The organism is Sporosarcina sp. FSL K6-2383, from assembly GCF_038618305.1.
GTDB lineage: Bacteria > Bacillota > Bacilli > Bacillales_A > Planococcaceae > Sporosarcina.
Genome location: NZ_CP152017.1, coordinates 2890395 through 2910464 on the forward strand (window position 1 = coordinate 2890395; position 20070 = coordinate 2910464).

Sequence of the window (20070 nt, forward strand, 5' to 3'; positions counted from 1 at the left end):
CCCTATTAGTTAAGTGCAATGAATTGGTTTAACAAATCGAAGTCATCCCACGTGAACGTAACTTCCTCTTTTAATACATCATCTGACTCACCATCAAGCAAAGCGATCAACATGCCATCAGGAACGATGTTTTTCACAAGCGTCGTTTGCTTACCAGCGTCACTTGATACGTCATCATTAACAACCATGGCGTCAAATATTGGGGATTTTCCTGTCTTCAAGTATTCAAGTGCCATGGCGCGTATCTCAGGTCTGTGGTAGTAGACTGTCATGTTTCCGGTGCCTTTTGCGCCTACAATCTTACTTCCATCCATACGAGCGCCAACTCGTTTTACATCGGCTTTCGTGAACTCGATTTTCGATTCAAATTTCGTGATTTCGGCAAACTCTAAAGAACGCCCTCCGATTGTTAGGAATAAGGCGCCTTCTTTACCGCTGATTGCGTCTTTCGTTTCCATAATAGTCATTTATAGCACCTCCAATTATTTGCAATTTACTGTTGTATATAGTTTTTCCATAGCATCTTGAATTGTGACGTAAGAATTTGTTGTAACTGCGTCTTTTTCAATGCCTTGCTCGACGATGATTTCTTCTGATGTGTATTCTATAGCTTCTACTCCTGCAAGCGGATCGTACACATCTTTTATCAACGCGGCTTTGAACAAGTTTCGACCATTGCCGTTGTTGATGTTTTTACCAATGAACTTAGTTGAAAACACGAAACTGGTAGCATCAGAAATCGCATCTTGCGTACGAACAATCTTGTTCTTACGGAAATCTTGATTCTTCTCCACAGTAAACGACTTGAACGTGTTAATATCCTGCTCGATAACAACAAGGCCATTGTTGAATGTATAGATGATATGGCCGTCTTTCAACGCTTGAATGATCTCGTCGTTAGTCTTGCGTTCGCAGTCGATAGCGCCAGGATAAGCAACATATGTTAACGAATCAACACCCGCCGAGGCATAAGCGCCACCATAGAAGTAAACTGCATCTTTAGCAGTCAGAACCTCGTTGCCTTCGAGTGTCACGCCATTGACGACCGATACTACCGCTTCACTGTCGGCGATTGCGTAACCATTCGTAACGAACGTCACATTCTTACCCGCCATTTCACGCAATTCTTTAACTTTCAATGCAAATAGCGCTTTTAAATCTGCTTCTTCTGTTCCGAGTGCGATAGTCTTGAACTCTTGTGTATCCAAGCCTGCGACAATTGCATCATATGAGCCATTAGTGGCTGGAACAGTAGTGCCGGTTGCAAGTGTCAGCGTGGCGTCTGCGACGGGAAAATCTCCCGAGAATACAACGTAGTCATTAGCCGCCAAATCAGTAGCAATAGCAGCAGTTTGTGAATCTACTTCTACGCCATCGAGATATGTTTTAACTACCGATTCATTCAGACCTAGCGTGAATTTAACACTAATGTTATTGCCGCCTGTACCGCCGTGTACCGCTGTAGCTGTGAACGTTGTGCTTACTGCCGTAGCCTTAACTCCCTCGCCGTTAACATTGAACACCGTCACTTGACTCGAACCCTTGAACGCTTCGCGAATAGGCACGATTTGATTCAACGGCTTACCAAATAGCGCTTTGAAATCGCTAGATGGAGTCACCTTAACGAACTCGCCGACTACTCCCCAATCTAAAGCTATAGGGACGATAACCGCACCCGTTAAATCAAGACCTGCGTCTGCGAGTGAGTTTGTTTTAAAATTTGTATATGCGCCTGGACGCACTTTGTCTTGTTTAATCCAAATTCCACCTGCCATTATTGCTTGACCTCCTTCTTCTTCCAATCTTTTACTAGCTTCGCAACTTCATCTTGCGTATAGGTTTTATCCTCCTTCAGCAAGACTTGAAGCAGGTTGCGACCGTTATTATTAGTTTCGGCTTCTATAAAAGCCGTTTTGCTGAAATTACTTTTTTCATTTTTTGAACCCAACCGTCACACCTCCAAGCGTAGTCATCGGCGTACCTGTAACTACTTCTTTTAACAACAAACGCAGGCCAAACGTGATGACTAGTACACCATCCGACATTTTCCCTTCAATTTCGTATGCGTAGTGTTTACCGCCTATCAGCCTAAATTCGTTTTGAAATGTTTCTAACACCTCGTCGCACTCTGTACGTCGCTCGTTCAATGACTTCGGGAAATAGTTGACGTTAAAAACAGGGTTACGCTTCACCACATTCAAGCCAGTAGTTTGCGAATTATCTGCAATCAGAAATTGAAAAGACGGTACCTTCAAACCCTGTTTAACCTCTTCGTCATACACTTTAATCGTGCTGCCGAATACACTTTTTATTTGTTGGATAATGAGAGATTTCAAGTTATTCACCAAAGATTCTCCTCATCTCCTTCTCGACATCTATTTTCCACATCCGAGGGGCGATGCGTTCCATTTCATCTTTCGTGAGCTTTAACATGAATCTGCCTTCCACCCAGCCGATTGTCGCTCCTGCTACAACTATTCGGCGCCCGTCTTCAACGAAACTTGCATATTCTAGTTGATTGTAAATGAGTATAGTGTAGATATCGCCTTTTTTTACGATGTGGTATTTCCAGTTATTACGAAGATCTCCTGTATCAACTGGCGTCATCTTCTTAACCTTACGTATCGCCAATTGAGCAATGCGCTTCGCGACCTTCAAATGGATGGCGTGCGAAGCTTTTTGTAACTCAATCAGATTTTGTTTCATCTGTCGTATCTCGCTGAATTCGAAGCCCATTATGCATAGCCTTTGAAGACGAGTAATACTTCTTGATGGGAAACGTACACGAACGGTTCTTTTGCTGATTCATATTCAACGCCATCAACAATGACTACATCGCCTGCTAGGACATCATGATCACTTGAAAGAAACAGTTTCACATCATACTGAATGACGTTCGCATCACCTTGTGTCGCATTGTTAAGCGTCGTGGATGATAAGCGACAGGGAACGTCTGCATGAACTGTCACCCACCGATGACCATCAGCACCCCCTGGCTTCACGTAATCCTCATAACGCTTAATTTCAGCAGTCTTGTCATACATAAATTCAGTGGCTGCTGTAGCTTTCGCCATGATTTCTCGAATGTTCACGCTACCACCTCAACTTCCGAAACTTGTTCAGCTGCTTTGCATAATCGAAGAAGAGTTGTTCGGCAGCACGTTCACTATAAGCAACTTTCGCCGAACCGAATTGAACCGTTACGTCACCCTCTTTTACAGATGCAACAGAGGATTGCGCCTCAGGATCACTCTTGCGGTTTTCTCCGTTGATGAAATCGACAACCATATTCGCATGAACAAAACGGAGTTCTTTAGGGATATCAGAGCGGTTGCAATAAGTTTTGATTGACTGGCCAACTTCTTCAATGTGCATATTCAGCATTGAATCACCGGGTTTCGGGTCTGGCAATTTGGACTTCACGATGTCGATTACTTCCACGTTTACTCCTCCTTGCTTTCCGCCTTCTGTTTCTTCTTAACAGGCCGCACAAAATCATCTTCGATAACACCTAACGCTAATAATTCATCGCAATCATCTGCCGATACTGATGCAGAATCTCCTCTACTATATAGTTCGGTACCGTATTTGACGTTTAGGGTGAATGTCACCATAACTTTTGACAATTGATTTACCTCCTTCAATAAAAATAGAGAGGAACAAGTCCCCTCTTAGTTAACTGTCGCAATGAAGATATTGTCGAGCGTTTCGAAAGACGGCAATACAATCTCGGAAACGATTGTTTCGACGTTCACTGGATGCGGCTCTTTAATCGTTGTAATCGCCACACCAGTGTCAACGATTTGGACATCAGCCGGAGAATTACCAGCCATAAGATCGGATTCTTCAGGAGTAGTACCGAAATACGTGTTTCCAAGAGATCCATCCGGAATGAGTGTAAACACATCGTCCGGGAAGAAATTCTGTGTTGTTTTGTCTTCTGCGATGTACTTTTTATCATATACAGCAACGGATAGACCAAGTTTTACACTTAGATACTGCTTAAGCATCGCATCCGTCATGATGATGTTTTGTCCGCCCAACGGATTCATATCCAATCGAATACTTGGGTGATTTAACAAATAACTAAACGTCTTGTTCGTCATAATTGCCTTGGTCGGCTTCGAACCAGTGTTGTCCAACACTTTATTCTGCCAACGGAGAATGTCCTGGATAGGAGTTGAATCCTTATCTGACCATTTCGCAGTAGTCAATAACGTTTCTTTGTGATCGTTCTTCATGCCATAGTCGTAATCGAAGTCTTGTCGATTCGCACGAATAGCAATCTTCCCAGTTGAAAGCAATTGCATAATCATGCGTTCCGGCTGAACTTCAGCACCTTTTACAAGCGTAGTAACGTCATCGTAAATTTTGGTAATCATCGGCATCAAATAAGCTTCGTTAGACGACGCTAAAAGTTTATTCAGTTCTTGACGGTCCTTCTCCCCGATACGCATCGCCTCACGGAAGAATGGCATTTCCGTCTCAACTTTACTGAATCCAATGCGATCACGTAGAGTCGCTTTCGCATCAAACTCGGAAGGCATAAGAGCAACAGGCAACCCGTTAGCGCCTTTAATCCAGCTTAAATCAAGCCCAAGCTGCTTCTTCGGAGGAAATAACGTCCGCCCCAGTGATGGCGTTTTATTCGATGTTGATTCTGTGTAGTAAGTTGCAATGCTTTTCGCATTAACTAGATCAAAAATGTTTGGCATTTATATCCGTCCTCTCTTATTTCAAGAATGTAATTTGTTTAAGTGCCGCAACTTCTTCCGCGGTTGGAACTGTTGGCAATTTGTCGATGGCAACGAATCCGTGAATCAATAAAGCGCCAGATGCAGGACCGTAAGTTACATCAGTGTCGTTAAAAAGAACACCTTCCGCGTCAGATACATCAGCTGTTGTTGTTGCCTTAACTGCTAAATTAGTATCGTCAGCTAGTACGCCGCCGCCAAGAATCGTACCCGCAGGAACAATCTTCTTACCATCTGCATTTGCTACAACGCCTGTATCATCAACCGTAATCGCTAGATTGACAAAGTGATCGGGGAATTTTAAAATACCCTTCTTATTACCGTAATCCGTTTGAACAAATTTCATTTTGTCATCCTCCTATTTATCCGAAATATGAATCTCGGGCTTTATCTAAATCTGCATTTCCTGCTGCTAAGTGAGCTAGACTTTTCCCGAAATCTTCGCTCGTATTTTTTTCTTTGTCTTCGCCTTTTTTACCATCTGCCGGTGTGAGCCCCTTGAACAATGGAGATTTTTCTTCCTGTTTTTCGACAAACAAGAAGGACTTCGATTCTTGCAGGGTTTTAATCTGCTCGTCGAGTCCTTCGGTGACCTTACCTGTTTCATCTACTTTGATTTTAGACTTATCGATTTGACCAATGACCATATCAACGTCATGGACTTTACCAATTAGATCTAATTTCATTGCAGTTGCAAGGTTTGTGTCTTTCAGCTTTGTTTCAAAATCAGCCGTCTCAGTATCGTATTTCCCTTGCAAAGTAGTAAGTTGCGTTTGAAGTTCTTCGCTACCCTCTGCTTTTTTCTTCAAGTCTTTCAGGTCGGAATCACGCTGTGTGAGTTGACCTTTCAAATCAGTGACACTTGATTCGAGGTCAGTAACCTTTGATTTATGCGACTCGACTGTTTTACCATGCTCTGCCATGATCTTGTCAATAGCAGCATCATCCAAACCCAAACCTTTTAAAAACTCTCTATTCATGTATATCTGCTCCTTTGGTTACGATTTTATTACGCAGTTACGTCTGCGAACCCCATTGAATCTTTAACGTCTGCAATTGATAAAAAGACGAAAATAAAAAGCCGCCCTATCAGCGACTTAAACAGATGCAATATAAATGACTGAATCGAATGGTGCAGTAAATATCAAGTCGCCTGACCTGTTCAGTAAAATGTATGCTCCGTCTTTAACCTCAATTTCCCCTACTCCATTAACACGTCGGTCAATTAACTTGTCGCCGTTAGCAATTAGTACTTTATAATTCATTATCCGACTACCTCCCAATCGAGTTACTTAAGTGATTGATCGACAAACACATTTCTTCGTTCATTTGTTTGATCAATTCATCTTTATAAATAGAAATTCTAATGTGTTTATCTCCAGTGAATAATGGGACCTCTATTTTTTCTCTCTCCAATGACATACCTAGCGGGACATTTAATTCAGCACTAATGGGGCTCATCACATTTTGCATTTGCTTCAAACTACAAAGAACGCAAAATTGGTCGAACGTACCATCTTCCATGTCAATCCATTTATGCTTACACTTGTTTATCATCTGACGAACCTCCTCATATAGCTACATGACGGAGTAGCCAACCGAGATTTGGATCACCTATCCTTTCTCGAATTTGACCTCTTGAAACACAAGTTCACCACCACCTTTACTTCACGTATTTCGGGCATAAGAAAAAGCATCTTATATAGATGCTTAAACTTTACCTTCACATTTTTCAACTGTTTCATTACAGTGCTTACAGTAGTAGTCACTGCAATCTATACAATAAAAGCCGTTATGATTGCCTGACTCAAAGCCCCATTCATCTGGTTCGCCATTTGCTTTCTTCTTCCAGTTGTGAGTTTGGAAATTCGACTGTTCTGCGACTGCGATTCGTTCTCTTTCCACATTACTCACCTCCGAATGACTTTTCGCTGATTAAACTACATACTTCCCGAACCACTCTTCATACGTCATCGAATCAATCAAGCCATCAGCGGACTGTCGCTGTTCGCCATCGGTGTATTCGGATTCATCAAACCAAGGAATTGTGGTGGAGCGACAATTCGGGTGAAATGGATTTGCCGTAACACCAGGTTCGTAATCCTTCGAATCATAGACCTTCCCGTCCTGCTCGCGACAAATGTTAGATGTTCGGCTATCTAGCGTCGCTAAGACTTCGTACTTTTCTATCCCGGCATCGGTATAGCTGTTTTGCGCAGCCAAACCGTGGAAGAAGTTTGACTCAGTTCGTACAAGCGTCTCTGCTCTCGAGCGGGTAACATCTGTTGCATCCATGATAGCTTTCGTTGTCTTTTGAATAGACCTGCCAGAAGCAAAGCTTTTCTCTAGCTCTTTACGGATAGCCATTCGTGTAGATGCTTGATGCCCCCAAATTCGTTCAGAAAACTCCTTACCGCTCCAGTTGTATGTCAGCACTTCCTGCATCGTCTTATCAGTTAGTACCGCCACGGTGCCGCCAACCACACCCGCTTGGGCCAAACTAAACATCGACTGATAGTAAGAAGCTTGATAGACTTCTCCTAAACCAGTATACGCGTACTGTTGTAACCCGTTCAGACCACCGTATAACTGAGCCATTCGCATTTCGATATTAAGATTGAGAGCTTCTAAACGTGAAATGCGAACTCGATAACTAGCAGCATTCAGAATCCTGTTGTATTCCGGATTGCTAGATAAGGACATCTCACGGAATCGCTTCAAATCGATGTCCTTAAAATCCTTTAACTCTTTAACATTTAAATACTTTCGAGCTTCGGTAAGGGTTACTTTGTTTTCGATAGAATACCTAGCATAGAACGCTTCAATTTGACGCACGATGTCAAGTTGCGCTTCTCGTAAACTTTCATCCATTCGCGCAAGATACTTGCTCGCAATAAGCTGCGATTCCATCTCACGCTGCTCAGCACGATCTTCCCAATACTTTTTATTTGGCTTAGCCATCTGCTTTCACTTCTTTTGGAGGGAACTTATCCTTGTAATCGTCTTCCTCTTGTTTTTCAGCTTCTTCCTGCTCTTTTAACCGATTTTCGACTTCTTCGTTATACCAAGGGTGATTTTCACGAATTGTCTTGTCGTCCAAAATACCAACAGACTCAGTAGCATTCTTTATAGCCTCGGTTTCGGCAACAATGATGTCACGATTAAAAATGATGTTTACCTTCTCTTCAAAGTAATCACCTTGTCCGGTCACAGAGAAGTACGTGTTAATGAACCACAACATGTGTTCAATGGACGATTGGAATTCCGACTCTAAGATGTTGCAGTCCATGTCCAAATCGCTGTATCGAAAACGTAGGGCGACGCCAGACGCATCGCGTAAACCCGTTTCTCTCGTATCGACTCCGCGACCGAACTCATAAATTGAGTTACGGTTGCGGTCAATCTCTTTTTCTACTGCATCGGTTTCGATATCCGCCTGCAACTTATCTACATCACCATCTTTATCCAAATTGACAGTCATATAAGTATTTAAATCGGATAGAAACTCTGTAAGATCCACGCCGCCGTAATTGATGAGCTTATAGATAAATTTCGGTATATCTGCCAACAAATCAGCATTAGTCGAAGCTTGCGTATTGTAGTTGTCGATTAGCGACTTAATGCTATCAATCAACGGTTGTTCTTCTTCGTTGTATTTGAAGTGAATCAGCGGGATCTTGTCCCAAACAAACGGCTCTTCATCAATCAAGAAATGGTAGTTCTTTTCAATGCCAGCCGGAACATCAGGGATAAGCTTTCCGCCATCAAAGACGTAATACTTAACGCCTCCAGAATGATAGTATTCAACCTTCTTGCTCGTGACCTTTTTACGGTCTTCGTAGTGAGTCACTTCGTAAACACGAGTAAACGACAAGGCTTCCATGTGTTCGTTATCGGCCCAGTTCACAATGATCTGTTCGGAAGGGAACTTTTTGAATGACAAATCGCCTGATTCATTAAAGAATGGGTGGAGGTACGCAATACCCTTGTTAACACCCTCTTTACCAACGTTCTTTATCTTTTTTAACAGACCGCGGTCAAACGTTTCTGTAATCAACTTTCGATACGTCACGTTTTCCGTGCCAAAGGTCGGCTCTTTCGCTAACAAATAACCAATCTTTTGGTCTACTAGTTTTTTAGCGAAACCGTGAGCCAGTTTCTGATTGGATTTCCACTCAATCTTTTGTTTCTTTTCGAGAATGTCAGTTTTGTTCAGATAGTAACGCTCACCAACGATCATGTTGGTGCGTACTTCACTGTCTTCCCACTCCTTTATTTCTTGCACCAGGATTTCAAGATCTGTAATGACATCATCAACCATATTCTTTATCACCTCATTCATTCGTTCGTGCCAGGGTGCACGGTATAAATCTTCAATTAGCATGTTGTCACCTCGGTTTTAGTACAGATACCGACCCACCTTTCAGGTCTGACACCTCGTAACCGTCCAACCCATACCAAATGGCGCTGAACGTATGAGGGTCCGTCTTAAATTCATCTGGTATGATATTTCCGTTCTTATCTTCCTTGTATGTTAAGTATTTCAGTTCCCTTATGACATCTGGACAATCAGATGAGCAAATGATTTTTTTGAATCGCTTGACCTTCTTCGTGTTGGCCAGTCGAGAACCACCGAACTTTACAGCACCTTTCATGCGAAATCCTTCTTGCTTAAAGTACTGGATAGTTTTCGGCTCGGCACTATCAGCGATAATTAGTTCTCTGGATTTCTTAAACTCATCTAATTCAACGACTGTACGGTCATCTGTCATATGATTCTTGTAATACTGCCAGTAGATGTACAAGTATTTCTTCTTGTGATCCACAACCATACGAATTACAGCGTTGTATGAATCCTCAAATCCAAAGTCCATACCAACCCGCTCGATAGGATCCCGTAGCCTTCTAATCGCTTCCATAACTTCTTCGTGTGGCCGTTCCGAAAACTGCGGTAATACACGTTTACCGTTAACACCAAAACGACCTTCCCGAGCGATACGGTGAAGGTCTGGATCATAATCTTTCATTTCATCCAATTGCTCGATGTAGCTTTCAGGCAAAAATAAATTATCATCAGCTGTTGAGTGGTGGTAGTAGGTATCGCCAACTACAACAGTACGCTCTTTGTACAAATCTTGGTCATCCAGAACAATACGCTTGTTTCTCTCGTCCTTAAAGAAGTGCAGGAACGTCCAGTTGTCTTCACCAATTGGGTTTGTGGAAAGAATCATATGCAGTTTTAAAGAAGGATGTCGTAAACGTCCTAGCAGCTCTTTAAAGCCTGCGTACTTGATTTCGGAGCATTCTTCCAGCCAGATAAGCGATACGTTATTTATTGACTTCAACTTTGCGGGTTTATCCATTCCCTTGAATATGATCTTGCTGCCATTCGGGAATTTGACTTGCATTGGTGATGACCCGCATCGTATTTTATGACTCAACCCTAAGTCATTGATGATTTCTTCTAATAAAGAGAACGTCGAATCCCTGTGAGTGTCATAGACTTCGCGGACAACTAGTGCCGTTCTTTTCTCGCTTAACAACTTTAGGATAAGTTTAAATGCCACATGGTAACTCTTAGATGAGCCATAGCCCCCAACCAGAAACTGAAACTTTTGATTCCAGTCAAACAAAAAATCCTCGAAATGAGGATTAACCTCTTTCTGTATCGCAACCATCAGCGACCACCCTTTCGGCTAATCACTATTTCGATTGGGGCCTCGTCGTTGTCGCCGGATAGTTTCTCAATCTCTGCTTTCGATTTGTTGATATTTACCTGCATACCCTCGAGCTTCAAACGACGCTCATCGTCATCATAAGCCATTTCAAGGAACTGCTTAATAGATGTTCGCAACTCAGATATAGCTCTCGATTGAGCGTTAAGGAATGACGCCTGTCTATCCCAAGCAAATTGAATCTCGTATTCTTGTTCAATCGGAAGTTGAATATCTTTTCCATCTGAAGAAACCACGTTCTCAACTTTCAACTTCTTAAGTTCTTTGACTGTTTCATGCTTATCTTCAACGAACATGATTTGTTGCGCTCGTATGATTGCCGCGTATTGAATCATAACTTGGTCCCATATCAAATCAGCTGGGTTGTCCTTATCCATCATCCCCATAATCGCTAGTGTTTCTTTCGGGATGTATCGACTGAACAACCCATGCTTTAATGCGGCAGTGTTCCGTTCGGTGAATTGGTTCTTTGGATTCGGGTTACCACTTCGGTTGCTCCGCTCTTTACCTTCATCAGTATATGAAGCTTTCTTTCTTGCTTCCTCATTAGCGGTCTTGTCACCGGTTGCATCCTTCTTGTTTTCAGGGGTTGCATCCTTGGGTATGGTTGCATCCTTTTTAGTTGCACCCCTCGACCATCCTTCACGACTCTTCCTACTCTTCAACGTACCAAGTTTCACATCATGCTTTTCTGCTAATGCAGCAAGCGTTATGTTAGTTGCTTCCCATTCTCGTTTAATATCATCCCAATTAGGCACATCACATCACCGCCACCTCCGAATTTACCGTTTATCTTTCTATCCAAAATACAACTTGTTACGCTTCAACACTTGATATAACACTATTCCAACACGGTTGATTACATCTTCGTCTTGTTCATCAAACCCAGCTTCGTTGTAACACGCGTGTAATAACTCGTGGATAAACGTTTGCTCTTTCTTTGCTTTAGTTAAACTACTCAATAACTGAATTTCTGATGACGCATAATTACAGGAACCTGCGTAACTAGTACTGCCATCAATAATAACTGTATCGACTTCCTCGACTGTATATTCGATTCCTGCAACGTCCACTTTATTCGGTATCAATGTATCACCCCTTTTATGCTAATCGCTTAGTTTGTTTTTAGGCATAGAAAAAGCACCCGAAAGGATGCCATTAAAAACTTTATTCTGTCCTATATTTATTCATTTTCCCCGGCATTTCGTAAACAAAGAGAAGTAGCATTTCTGTGAACCCTAGCAATTCAATAGCATCTTCTTCTTCAATGCTAGGAATTTCATGAGTTGCTTCGTTCCCTTTCTTTCTAATATGATCTACCCATTCTCTACTATCGGGTGGGATAAAATTATTTTTTTCTAAAAAAGTGACGTAAAACGCAAAAGTTTGACCAGGCTCCGCTCCCTTTGTAACTGATATATTCATTAATAGTTTACGACAAGATAAAACAGATGAAGTATATGCATTCACTTTAATACAATTCCTAGCCTCGGCATACAACTCTTCTATACCTTCCGGCAAATGAGCAACTTCATTACCAATCATTGGACCAGGAACTTGTTCATTGGTGTAGTTATTTAAATAAGTTGGTCTGTTACAAGAAGGGCAAATATAAATTCCCATAGTCACCCCTGAAATACCCGTACCATCTAATATATAATATCGTGAAGGTCCAGCGTTTTTTCCACAATATCCGCAATTATATGATAAACCAAGCTCTCCATACGCCGTGTTGTGCCACTTACCAATCATTTTATACATTACGCATTCCTCCTCCCTGACATCATTCGCCAAGAAAGGTGTAAATCCTTTATATTTTCAAAACTACACACCATATCAAGTCCTGCCGTCAGCTTTTATGACCGTATGATGCATAGTTTTCAAAATACAAAAAAGCACCCAACAAGCTTTCCGCGGCTCACCAGATGCTTTTCTTCTCGTCAAGAACATGCGCACTCGCCATATATTACGCTAAATCTTAACTGTGACTTAGCCGCCAGTGCCTACACGTCCTATGCGGGGTTTTATTATTTTATGGGATGCACGAACGCACCCCTCCTTTAATGGTTCCCCTCACCCTTGTGACTTTGCACATCATCCGCATATCATCCGTACATCACGATGCATTAATTCTGCTATTAATCTTCTTTCTAGCCCGATTGATAGACTGCTGCACCATACTCTTACTAACGCCTAATTCATCAGCAATCTTTGACCAACTCATACCCTGCGCCATGTGCAATATATAACATTGACGTTCTCGCAAAGAAAATGAAGCAAGGATGTCAGCTAGTATAATCTTCTCTTCCTTCGTCATAAACAGATGCTTTTTATTGATATCATTCTCTTCCCTCAACTGCATTTCAATATCCGGAATCAAATCAATATTCTCATACGACCGACGTTGATAAACCGCTTTTTCGTCCACCCCTCGATACGTCCCCGGCTGTCGTCCGGTTGTCATCCATTCAAGCGAAAAGGACATGCTCTCAATCATGCTGTTGATGTGCTTTAAATCCTCCATGGCGATCGGGTTGTCCCTGTCGATTTGATCCGCACGCTTTTTTAGGTCCTGCCTACCGTCCGTATACTCCTGAATCAACTCATCCGCCCAACTCAACATGCAAGCTCCCCCTATCGTTGTTTAACTCGCCCTTTAACTCTCCTGTGCGTCGCCCTGTTTGTACCCATCAATTCCCGCCACTCTCTATCTGACAGCCGTTCTTTCGACTTAATGCTTGTCCTAGCATTCTGTCGGTCTATCTCGCCTGTACGAGCATCAGAGAGTCCTTTTTCAATCAACTCCGTTTGCAATGATCGCATTCCCTCACCCCATCACCGTTTTTAAATATCTAAAACCCTGAAATCCCTTTATTTCTGTATTGAATTGTTCCATTCGTAAATCATTCATAATCAGTTGGCATTTGCCGCTCCACTGTCTTCCTGTCGTTTCACAAGTCATTTGGCTATCCATTTTTATTTCTAAGAGCCTCATGGACCGTTCTATCCGATTGTTTTTCACGAAATAAACCCTATCGCCGACTTGAAGTTGTTTCGGAATGACTGGAAGCGTCCAGAACATCACTACATCGTCGCTTGATAAGTAATCAACCAATTCATTGTCGTCATTTTCGTACTCGCTTTTTGGTATAGTTACAACGATATCCATTGCCTCACTCCCTATTTCTGAAATAAAAAAGAGGACAACAAATGACACAGCGCAATGCTGTAATCAATCGTTGTCCTCTGGTTGGCCAGGGGGACTTATTCTTTTATTCTTAATTCCCTTTTCGCTTCACTTAACTTCTTGTTAATCTCATCGCTTGATTGCTGTAAGATTATCCGATTTGCTTGAAGTGAACTTATTACGCTATTCTCATCTTCTTCGTTTTCAATACCATTTAAATCTTCACTTAGTATAGTTCCCATTTCATTTAGAATGAGTTTCATTGTCGCAAATCTAACAAAAACATCATCTATAATAACGTCGTCATCAATAGACTCAATACTCTTAATAATTTCTACTGTACTGTCTCTTAATATTTTATTGTTAATATAGTTATTACTTTTCACTAGTTTTTCGATTTTTTCAGAAGTTATCTTATCTAAGTACCACTCTAGTTCGATACTAAAAAGATTGATATACTTGTGATACTTTCGATATTCATCTTGCCTCCGTACTTTTTTCTGATTATTAAATTGAATAAATAAAACTATTAACGCTATAGAACTTGAAAACAAGGCCCCTAAAAATGACCCTAAAAATGAGGGATCAAATACAATTTGCGAAACCTTGTCAGAGAAAATAGACGTAAAGTTAATCCCTGATACGAGTAACAACGAAATGCATGATAAAGTGATCAATAAAAGGCTTGCTATCAAGACATTCTTAACCATATGTTCAACGTCGTCCCTCAAAACTCTTCCCCTTCTTCCCTCCGCATCCGCTTAATCTTCCCCTGATGCGTCACAATCCGATATTCCCCGTGCTCCGGCAACTCTCTCACTTTCGCAACCCCGTCCGAAATCACCACAACACAGTTCATTGGTAGTTCCATTATACCAATTCCCAACAATATTGCATCTTGATTAAAAGTAATGTCTTTATTCACCAGGACCCCTCCTATGTGGTATACTTTGCTTGTCTAGGGCAGGAGGAATCCTGTCTTTTTATTTGTCTAAAAAGGTGGTATATCTATTGAACTTATTTGAAGGTGTTGAATTTAACTCGATGCAATTCGTAGGTCCGATAATCGTATTAGCTATCACAATGTTTGCCGTCGTTTTTATATATAAAATACTATTTAGTTGGCTACCTACCAAACTGTTTAATTTTCTTATTGGCCCAGTAGCTCTATTCGGTGCTTATATATGGGCGATTCCAATGAATCTAGGATTTCACGAGCTTTTCAAATGATGTAAGGCGTCTTGATTGATGCCTTTTTTATTCCTCTTCATCCTTCACTAACATTTTTGCCGCTTCCCATTCCGCACCGCATCCAACACATACAAGATCGCCACCATTATTCACTGGATAAAACCCTGTGTCGCAATATCTACATTCCCAATGCATACTTTCACCCCTTTTTATAATTCAGAAGTACCCCATATCTTTATAGCGTGCATAAATCCCTATCACAGTCTCACATTCTTCGATAGCTTCCACCTGATGCTTGTCCATGGTTATTCTGATGCGACTTTCATCGTCTGGACCGTAATTGCGAGACCCTGTAAATTTCACTGAACCGTCCTTTTCCATCCAAGTCATATCCAATTTCAGATTTCCTTCAACCTGCATGAATGACCTTACTAAATCAATCTTCACTTTCACACCCCCAATCCCATCCGTCGTTGCTTGATGTAATCTTCTTCTGCCTGATCCACCACTAGTAAAGTGATACTACGCTGATTCGTTTTGAGCGCTTTAGCAATCGCGTTAATTGGTTCGCCTGTATTCCACATATCGCGAAACCTCATTAACTCCCATTCTTTCCACACCCATTTGACTTCGACATTTTCAAATAACACGTGTTTATTTTCTTGGGCAATCATTTCAAGCTATCCAAAATCCGACGTATATCCCGTGTCTTTTCCTCCGCTGGACGTTCAGTGTTCATCGCAATAGTAATATCGACAACACACTTCTTAAACATCTGCATGTTTTTAAATGCTAAATTATAGTGTGCTTGCATAGCGTTTTCTTGGATGACGAGTTCGTTGTAACTCTCGACCAACCGCGCATTTCTCGCTTGCAACCTCTTAACCTCATCAAACAAATCAACGTTTATCTGCTCTTGACTTAACATTATTTCATCCCCTTTCCGAAACAATAGCCGCATGTCATTTGAGTCTTACCTTCCTTGTAAATTGGTAACTCAATACCAAACAAGCGTGTAACTTTTCCTGTGTCTACTTCACTATTAACAAACAGCATCCCTTTCCCGTTGCAACGTTTGCATTTCTTCAAGGCACTCACTCCCTTATTTCTCCACTATTTTCGGAACTCTTATCATGCGATAATAAACAATTGAAAGGATGTTTCCGTATGAAAAACGAATTCATAATATACCCAAAAACCAAAATTGAAACGACTGACCCGAAAGTGGTAATCCTTGAAGCTCCACGTAAAGTTAAAATGAAAGCTTACATAACTGGTTACACGGAGGATTACGGTGAATTACCATCCATTGAACAAGTTCGTTCAATCTTTCGTGTATCCGAACAAGATGCTGAAATAGCTTTGGTAGTTTATAAGCCCGATTAACGGGCTTTTTTACGCTTAATCAGTCGCAATCATCCAAAGTTCGACTGTTTGACCTAACTTCGCTTTTGGTATCGATTCAATTTTCTAATTAACCATTCCAGAAATCTATCAATTTTAAGTGATTTAGCAAACGCATCCAACAGCTCATTCCATGCCTTTTCAAGATCGTCGAATGCAATTTCTTCTCTCGACGGCTTTGTAAGTAACAGAAGAATAATCACTCCAACAATCGTAATTACCGTTGCTAACAATAGATTTAACAATCAAATCTCCCTTCCTACGCTTAATGGTCGTACTGTTCGTTAGATGAATTCTCTGTGCGTACTGTATTCGTTGGTTGTGTGACTCCAATTACACTTTTCACAAATTAAATGCCCATTGTCGTAAAGTTCCACACGAACCCTTCCGCATTTAACACATTCATCACTGACGTATTTAATCGGTTTCGGTAAAGATTCTAAACGTTTCAATTCTTCTTGTTGTTGTTCAGACAACAAATCCCCTAAAGATTTTTCAAACATATCGAAACAGCCCCTTTACTACACATTATCGAACTGTGGAGCTAATCATCATGCTCGGCTTCACATATTGCGCTACAGTAAAACTCATCATTTACTGCACATGATTCTTCGGCATTGAAATGCTCCAAGCAATTAATACAAACCCTCAATATATCCACCTCTTTTGAGTCATTTAATGAATCTTGATTTAATCAACTAAATGATCGGTAAGTATCTTTGCAATGTTTCATTCCAATGACTCAACTTTGTTTAATTGCAAATAAGACATCGGACCGTTATGCATCGCCCTAGCAAAAGCAACATCAGCTACGGAGTACGGAACTTGTGCAGCAATTTCTTCATCCGACACTCCTTTCTCGATCTGTTCTTTTATGAATTGTTTAAAATACCATTCCATTATTTTAATCACTCCTTGTTACGCATTTTGGTCGTTATGTGTCACTAGGACTCTCTACTTTTTATTTCCTTGTCCATCAATTCAATCCTCAAAATGATATTTCTCCAATGATTCGGTCTATAAATCTTATCGACTTCCAACATCCTTTTAATTCTTTTTATAGAATTGATTCGCTTACCCGATAACCAGGCCTTGTAATCAGCAATGTCTTGTTCCGTTTCCAAGTTGTTTGTAATTATAGGCAATCCATTTCACCTTCCTTACGTCACTTAATGTGTCTAATCCGCCGTTTCCATTTCCCTCACATAGTAAGGTGTCTTGTCCATATTCTCTAAATGCCCGTTACTATCAATGAATTTATTAATCTCATTTACTTGTTTCAGGGCATTCTTTTTGTCACGATAATAATCCTCAACATAACTACCGTTTTCAACCACGTAGATTTTTCCATTCTTTCCATCTCGCTTACCCAGCCAATATGCCAACAACGCAATCAATCCGGCGCTAATAATCAATAACAAAACTTCCTGTATGGTGATTACCGTCACTTGCTTTCACGCTCCCTTAACTTGGGTATCTCGCTTCCGCCGAGTTTCTTGCACTTACTACCAATCCTGCTTTCACAATGCTTGTACAACCTACATCTGGTCATACAAGCCATCTGCTCGTCCTCTTTAATCATCCAAGGCGTGCGACTGTCAACAATGACAGCGTTCATGCGTGGACCCTCGTGTTCTTTCTGCGTAAAACAGCTACGTATTTATGTGTCGTGAAATCATTAGCGAACTTTTTCTTTGGGCCTCGCGAATCTGGATTCAAATCAAACATTTTCCGCGTTTCAGATTCGTTATGAACGCCTACTACTTCGAAACCGTCTGCTACAAGCTCCGCGACTCGTTTGTCGAGATCTTCCTTGCTCCCACGCTTTACCCTCGTTGTAAAATACTCGCCCATCTCCTCATCCCCTTATGGTTATTCCCTCACCCATTCCTTATCCTTCAATCGCACCACGATTAACTCCACGCCGTGCCGCATTTCAAACAACTTCTTTCGCAACGGGAAATCCCTTGTGACCGGACCTCCCTTAACGTCAATGACTTCGGCGTGCCCGTCAATGTACGTTACTTCAAAATCTGCCGTGTATTTTGCTCCCGGCTTGTCCCTACGTCCTTTGCCGTTACACAGACGGCACTTATTCGCGTTGCCTGTCTTGGTATTGATTAACATCCCAACGCCCACGCACCGCTTGCATGTAACCTTGTACGAATCGATAATCTGGAACTCTGGTTGCAAATGAATATTTCTAACGGTCGGATCACTTTTCAAATTTCGGTAATAAAGAAATTCTGTTTGGCTATCGAACTCAATGCCTTGAAACTCCACTTTCTTCGAACGGTGTTGACGTGGCTGCTTAACTGGTTTTGGTATTCTCGAACGTCTGGACGATTTATTGATTCGTTGCGGATTCCTCATCGCTATCCCTCCTAAGCAAATCCCTCAACGCTTTTTCAAAGCACGCATAACATAAATACTTACCCCTCTGCCGTACTGGGCTGCTACATTCAACACACTTCCTTTTCATGTCGCCCCTCCTAGTAGTTTGTGTCTTGCCGAGCATGATTGATTTCATTTTTAGCGGAGTAAGCAGATTCGATTTCCTCCCATGTGAAGCCGAGCATCTCCCCTAAAGCTACAAAGCAACTAAACAATGGCTTATACTGTTTTCTAACTTTCGTCGCCAAACTGAAAACGTAATTAAATTGCAGTGTCACGTCATTTGTCATATATGGTTCTTCGTAAATGTAATGATTTATGTTTTCTACATATTTCTCTTGTCCCAATTCCAACCCAATCGACAAAATGAAATGCAGACTATCAACGTACTCTTCGAGTAGTGGGTTTCTATCGTATTTCGCTATGCTCGAAAAACCTCCGCCTTCATACCGTTTTTCCTCATGATGGGAATACGCCTTTGCCCTCGGCTCCCTATCCTCACTCCACATCTTAAATCCGCGCCATTCGTTCGCACATTCGCCAATCTCCGTGAGTAAAGCGAGGATCTTCCAATCCATATTGTTCTGCCCATCTAACTCTGGAAATCGTTCATGTATTTTTCTATCCAGCATCTTCTGCATTTCAAACAACTTTTCAAGATTCAAATCGTTCCCTCCAATACTTCTATAAGCGCATCCTCAACTGAGTTGTACTTATGTGTCAACTTGTAAACTTTGTTATAATTCAGTTCGTTTTCACGGATAAACTCCGTCTGCTGCTTAGTGAATATTTGCTTATCCGACGCTTTTCTATCGTCTAACTCCCCAACCAAGTAGATTGCGAGTTTCCTCTTCAACTCCGCATTCTCTTTCCGTAACTTCGCGTTTTCCTGCTGCCATTGCCAATCTAGGTTCACAGTACTCACCCTTTCATAGAGTTAAAACGGGAGGTCATCATCCGAAACCTCTATTGGTCCCCCGCCTGTCGAAAACGGATCGTTATCAGTACGTGTATAGTTTTGTTGAGTCGGCTGCTGATTTGGTTGAGTACCTTGATTTGATGTTCCGGATCCAGCAGATGCATTGCGTGGCTCTAGGAATTGGACGCTATCTGCCACAACCTCAGTCATGAAAACGCGTTTCCCATCCTGACCATCAAAACTGCTTGTCTGAATTCGACCTTCGATTCCTGTTAGACTGCCTTTTCTTAAAAAGTTCGCTGTGTTCTCTGCCTGCTTTCTCCAAGTTACACAGTTGATAAAATCAGCTTCACGTTCGCCCGATGCACTTGAAAACGTTCTGTTCACCGCAAGAGTGAAGCGAGTAACTGCCACACCCGTCTGTGTGTATTTCAATTCGGGATCTTTCGTGAGCCTGCCGACTAATACGACGCGGTTTATCATTTA

39 protein-coding genes are annotated in these 20070 nt (G+C 41.6%); 1 reads left to right on the forward strand and 38 read right to left on the reverse strand.

Going from position 1 to position 20070, the window contains the following annotated elements:
• Positions 1 to 5 precede the first annotated feature (5 nt).
• The 29 genes from MKZ10_RS14360 to MKZ10_RS14500 form a co-directional block, all read right to left on the reverse strand.
• On the reverse strand, positions 6 to 467 hold the full coding sequence (locus MKZ10_RS14360) for a phage tail tube protein (RefSeq protein ID WP_342505621.1): 462 nt from the start codon (positions 465 to 467) through the stop codon (positions 6 to 8).
• 15 nt (positions 468 to 482) lie between these two features.
• Complete coding sequence (locus MKZ10_RS14365) at positions 483 to 1775, reverse strand: phage tail sheath C-terminal domain-containing protein (RefSeq protein ID WP_342505622.1); 1293 nt, start codon at positions 1773 to 1775, stop codon at positions 483 to 485.
• A complete protein-coding gene (locus tag MKZ10_RS14370) occupies positions 1775 to 1948 on the reverse strand; it encodes a hypothetical protein (protein ID WP_342505623.1) in 174 nt (57 codons plus the stop codon). Before MKZ10_RS14370 ends, MKZ10_RS14365 begins: the two co-directional genes overlap by 1 nt.
• Positions 1932 to 2345 (reverse strand): DUF6838 family protein, encoded by a 414-nt coding sequence (locus tag MKZ10_RS14375; RefSeq protein WP_342505624.1) that lies wholly within the window; start codon positions 2343 to 2345, stop codon positions 1932 to 1934. The genes MKZ10_RS14370 and MKZ10_RS14375 overlap by 17 nt, the downstream gene beginning before the upstream one ends.
• Positions 2338 to 2706, reverse strand: coding sequence for an HK97 gp10 family phage protein (locus tag MKZ10_RS14380; RefSeq protein ID WP_342505625.1), 369 nt, complete (start codon positions 2704 to 2706; stop codon positions 2338 to 2340). The genes MKZ10_RS14375 and MKZ10_RS14380 overlap by 8 nt, the downstream gene beginning before the upstream one ends.
• A 29-nt stretch (positions 2707 to 2735) precedes the next feature.
• Positions 2736 to 3092, reverse strand: coding sequence for a hypothetical protein (locus MKZ10_RS14385; protein WP_342505626.1), 357 nt, complete (start codon positions 3090 to 3092; stop codon positions 2736 to 2738).
• Between the two features lies 1 nt (position 3093).
• Complete coding sequence (locus MKZ10_RS14390; protein ID WP_342505627.1) at positions 3094 to 3441, reverse strand: hypothetical protein; 348 nt, start codon at positions 3439 to 3441, stop codon at positions 3094 to 3096.
• Between the two features lie 2 nt (positions 3442 to 3443).
• Positions 3444 to 3626, reverse strand: a complete 183-nt coding sequence (locus tag MKZ10_RS14395; RefSeq protein ID WP_342505628.1) for a hypothetical protein — start codon at positions 3624 to 3626, stop codon at positions 3444 to 3446.
• Between the two features lie 45 nt (positions 3627 to 3671).
• Positions 3672 to 4715, reverse strand: coding sequence for a major capsid protein (locus tag MKZ10_RS14400; protein WP_342505629.1), 1044 nt, complete (start codon positions 4713 to 4715; stop codon positions 3672 to 3674).
• 16 nt (positions 4716 to 4731) lie between these two features.
• Positions 4732 to 5100 carry a hypothetical protein gene (locus tag MKZ10_RS14405; protein WP_342505630.1) on the reverse strand — a complete coding sequence of 123 codons (369 nt, stop codon included), beginning with the start codon at positions 5098 to 5100 and terminating at the stop codon, positions 4732 to 4734.
• A 16-nt stretch (positions 5101 to 5116) separates the two neighbouring features.
• A complete protein-coding gene (locus MKZ10_RS14410; protein WP_342505631.1) occupies positions 5117 to 5734 on the reverse strand; it encodes a phage scaffolding protein in 618 nt (205 codons plus the stop codon).
• Positions 5735 to 5851: 117 nt separating this feature from the next.
• Entirely contained in the window at positions 5852 to 6019 is a 168-nt protein-coding gene (locus tag MKZ10_RS14415) for a hypothetical protein (RefSeq protein WP_342505632.1), read from the reverse strand.
• Positions 6020 to 6026: 7 nt separating this feature from the next.
• Positions 6027 to 6311 carry a hypothetical protein gene (locus MKZ10_RS14420; RefSeq protein WP_342505633.1) on the reverse strand — a complete coding sequence of 95 codons (285 nt, stop codon included), beginning with the start codon at positions 6309 to 6311 and terminating at the stop codon, positions 6027 to 6029.
• Positions 6312 to 6464: 153 nt separating this feature from the next.
• Positions 6465 to 6659: a hypothetical protein gene (locus MKZ10_RS14425; RefSeq protein ID WP_342505634.1), complete on the reverse strand. Its 195-nt coding sequence runs from the start codon at positions 6657 to 6659 to the stop codon at positions 6465 to 6467.
• 30 nt (positions 6660 to 6689) lie between these two features.
• A complete protein-coding gene (locus MKZ10_RS14430; protein WP_342505635.1) occupies positions 6690 to 7715 on the reverse strand; it encodes a minor capsid protein in 1026 nt (341 codons plus the stop codon).
• Complete coding sequence (locus MKZ10_RS14435; RefSeq protein ID WP_342505636.1) at positions 7708 to 9096, reverse strand: phage portal protein; 1389 nt, start codon at positions 9094 to 9096, stop codon at positions 7708 to 7710. Before MKZ10_RS14435 ends, MKZ10_RS14430 begins: the two co-directional genes overlap by 8 nt.
• Positions 9097 to 9142: 46 nt before the next feature.
• On the reverse strand, positions 9143 to 10432 hold the full coding sequence (locus tag MKZ10_RS14440; RefSeq protein ID WP_342505637.1) for a PBSX family phage terminase large subunit: 1290 nt from the start codon (positions 10430 to 10432) through the stop codon (positions 9143 to 9145).
• Entirely contained in the window at positions 10432 to 11247 is an 816-nt protein-coding gene (gene terS / locus MKZ10_RS14445) for a phage terminase small subunit (RefSeq protein WP_342505638.1), read from the reverse strand. Before terS ends, MKZ10_RS14440 begins: the two co-directional genes overlap by 1 nt.
• A 39-nt stretch (positions 11248 to 11286) precedes the next feature.
• Entirely contained in the window at positions 11287 to 11577 is a 291-nt protein-coding gene (locus tag MKZ10_RS14450; RefSeq protein WP_342505639.1) for an ImmA/IrrE family metallo-endopeptidase, read from the reverse strand.
• Between the two features lie 79 nt (positions 11578 to 11656).
• Positions 11657 to 12250 carry a DUF4145 domain-containing protein gene (locus MKZ10_RS14455; RefSeq protein WP_342505640.1) on the reverse strand — a complete coding sequence of 198 codons (594 nt, stop codon included), beginning with the start codon at positions 12248 to 12250 and terminating at the stop codon, positions 11657 to 11659.
• Between the two features lie 355 nt (positions 12251 to 12605).
• A complete protein-coding gene (locus MKZ10_RS14460; protein ID WP_342505641.1) occupies positions 12606 to 13112 on the reverse strand; it encodes a sigma-70 family RNA polymerase sigma factor in 507 nt (168 codons plus the stop codon).
• Positions 13113 to 13123: 11 nt separating this feature from the next.
• Positions 13124 to 13312 (reverse strand): hypothetical protein, encoded by a 189-nt coding sequence (locus MKZ10_RS14465; protein WP_342505642.1) that lies wholly within the window; start codon positions 13310 to 13312, stop codon positions 13124 to 13126.
• A 4-nt stretch (positions 13313 to 13316) separates the two neighbouring features.
• Positions 13317 to 13658, reverse strand: a complete 342-nt coding sequence (locus MKZ10_RS14470; protein ID WP_342505643.1) for a hypothetical protein — start codon at positions 13656 to 13658, stop codon at positions 13317 to 13319.
• Between the two features lie 95 nt (positions 13659 to 13753).
• The gene (locus MKZ10_RS14475) at positions 13754 to 14386 is read right to left on the reverse strand and encodes a hypothetical protein (RefSeq protein WP_342505644.1); all 633 of its coding nucleotides are present in this window, start codon (positions 14384 to 14386) and stop codon (positions 13754 to 13756) included.
• A 17-nt stretch (positions 14387 to 14403) separates the two neighbouring features.
• Positions 14404 to 14601: an XtrA/YqaO family protein gene (locus tag MKZ10_RS14480; RefSeq protein ID WP_342505645.1), complete on the reverse strand. Its 198-nt coding sequence runs from the start codon at positions 14599 to 14601 to the stop codon at positions 14404 to 14406.
• A gap of 332 nt (positions 14602 to 14933) precedes the next feature.
• Positions 14934 to 15062 (reverse strand): hypothetical protein, encoded by a 129-nt coding sequence (locus MKZ10_RS14485; protein ID WP_342505646.1) that lies wholly within the window; start codon positions 15060 to 15062, stop codon positions 14934 to 14936.
• Between the two features lie 21 nt (positions 15063 to 15083).
• A complete protein-coding gene (locus tag MKZ10_RS14490; RefSeq protein WP_342505647.1) occupies positions 15084 to 15314 on the reverse strand; it encodes a hypothetical protein in 231 nt (76 codons plus the stop codon).
• A gap of 2 nt (positions 15315 to 15316) precedes the next feature.
• Entirely contained in the window at positions 15317 to 15541 is a 225-nt protein-coding gene (locus MKZ10_RS14495; protein WP_342505648.1) for a helix-turn-helix domain containing protein, read from the reverse strand.
• The gene (locus MKZ10_RS14500) at positions 15538 to 15795 is read right to left on the reverse strand and encodes a hypothetical protein (RefSeq protein ID WP_342505649.1); all 258 of its coding nucleotides are present in this window, start codon (positions 15793 to 15795) and stop codon (positions 15538 to 15540) included. The genes MKZ10_RS14495 and MKZ10_RS14500 overlap by 4 nt, the downstream gene beginning before the upstream one ends.
• Positions 15796 to 16034: 239 nt before the next feature.
• Here MKZ10_RS14500 and MKZ10_RS14505 point away from each other — a divergent pair, with 239 nt between their 5' ends.
• Positions 16035 to 16253, forward strand: coding sequence for a hypothetical protein (locus tag MKZ10_RS14505; protein WP_342505650.1), 219 nt, complete (start codon positions 16035 to 16037; stop codon positions 16251 to 16253).
• A gap of 53 nt (positions 16254 to 16306) precedes the next feature.
• On the opposite strand, the gene MKZ10_RS14510 is transcribed toward MKZ10_RS14505, so the two are convergent.
• From MKZ10_RS14510 to ssb, 9 genes are all read right to left on the reverse strand, one after another.
• The gene (locus MKZ10_RS14510) at positions 16307 to 16516 is read right to left on the reverse strand and encodes a hypothetical protein (protein WP_342505651.1); all 210 of its coding nucleotides are present in this window, start codon (positions 16514 to 16516) and stop codon (positions 16307 to 16309) included.
• Positions 16517 to 16555: 39 nt separating this feature from the next.
• Positions 16556 to 16774 carry a hypothetical protein gene (locus MKZ10_RS14515; RefSeq protein WP_342505652.1) on the reverse strand — a complete coding sequence of 73 codons (219 nt, stop codon included), beginning with the start codon at positions 16772 to 16774 and terminating at the stop codon, positions 16556 to 16558.
• 226 nt (positions 16775 to 17000) lie between these two features.
• Positions 17001 to 17171, reverse strand: a complete 171-nt coding sequence (locus tag MKZ10_RS14520; protein ID WP_342505653.1) for a hypothetical protein — start codon at positions 17169 to 17171, stop codon at positions 17001 to 17003.
• Between the two features lie 278 nt (positions 17172 to 17449).
• Positions 17450 to 17719 (reverse strand): hypothetical protein, encoded by a 270-nt coding sequence (locus MKZ10_RS14525; protein WP_342505654.1) that lies wholly within the window; start codon positions 17717 to 17719, stop codon positions 17450 to 17452.
• A 166-nt stretch (positions 17720 to 17885) separates the two neighbouring features.
• Positions 17886 to 18125 (reverse strand): hypothetical protein, encoded by a 240-nt coding sequence (locus tag MKZ10_RS14530; RefSeq protein WP_342505655.1) that lies wholly within the window; start codon positions 18123 to 18125, stop codon positions 17886 to 17888.
• Between the two features lie 18 nt (positions 18126 to 18143).
• Positions 18144 to 18644: a DUF1064 domain-containing protein gene (locus MKZ10_RS14535; RefSeq protein WP_342505656.1), complete on the reverse strand. Its 501-nt coding sequence runs from the start codon at positions 18642 to 18644 to the stop codon at positions 18144 to 18146.
• Positions 18645 to 18763: 119 nt separating this feature from the next.
• A complete protein-coding gene (locus MKZ10_RS14540) occupies positions 18764 to 19330 on the reverse strand; it encodes a dUTP diphosphatase (protein WP_342505657.1) in 567 nt (188 codons plus the stop codon).
• Positions 19327 to 19581: a hypothetical protein gene (locus tag MKZ10_RS14545; RefSeq protein WP_342505658.1), complete on the reverse strand. Its 255-nt coding sequence runs from the start codon at positions 19579 to 19581 to the stop codon at positions 19327 to 19329. Before MKZ10_RS14545 ends, MKZ10_RS14540 begins: the two co-directional genes overlap by 4 nt.
• 21 nt (positions 19582 to 19602) lie before the next feature.
• Entirely contained in the window at positions 19603 to 20067 is a 465-nt protein-coding gene (ssb, locus tag MKZ10_RS14550) for a single-stranded DNA-binding protein (RefSeq protein ID WP_342505659.1), read from the reverse strand.
• Positions 20068 to 20070 lie beyond the last annotated feature (3 nt).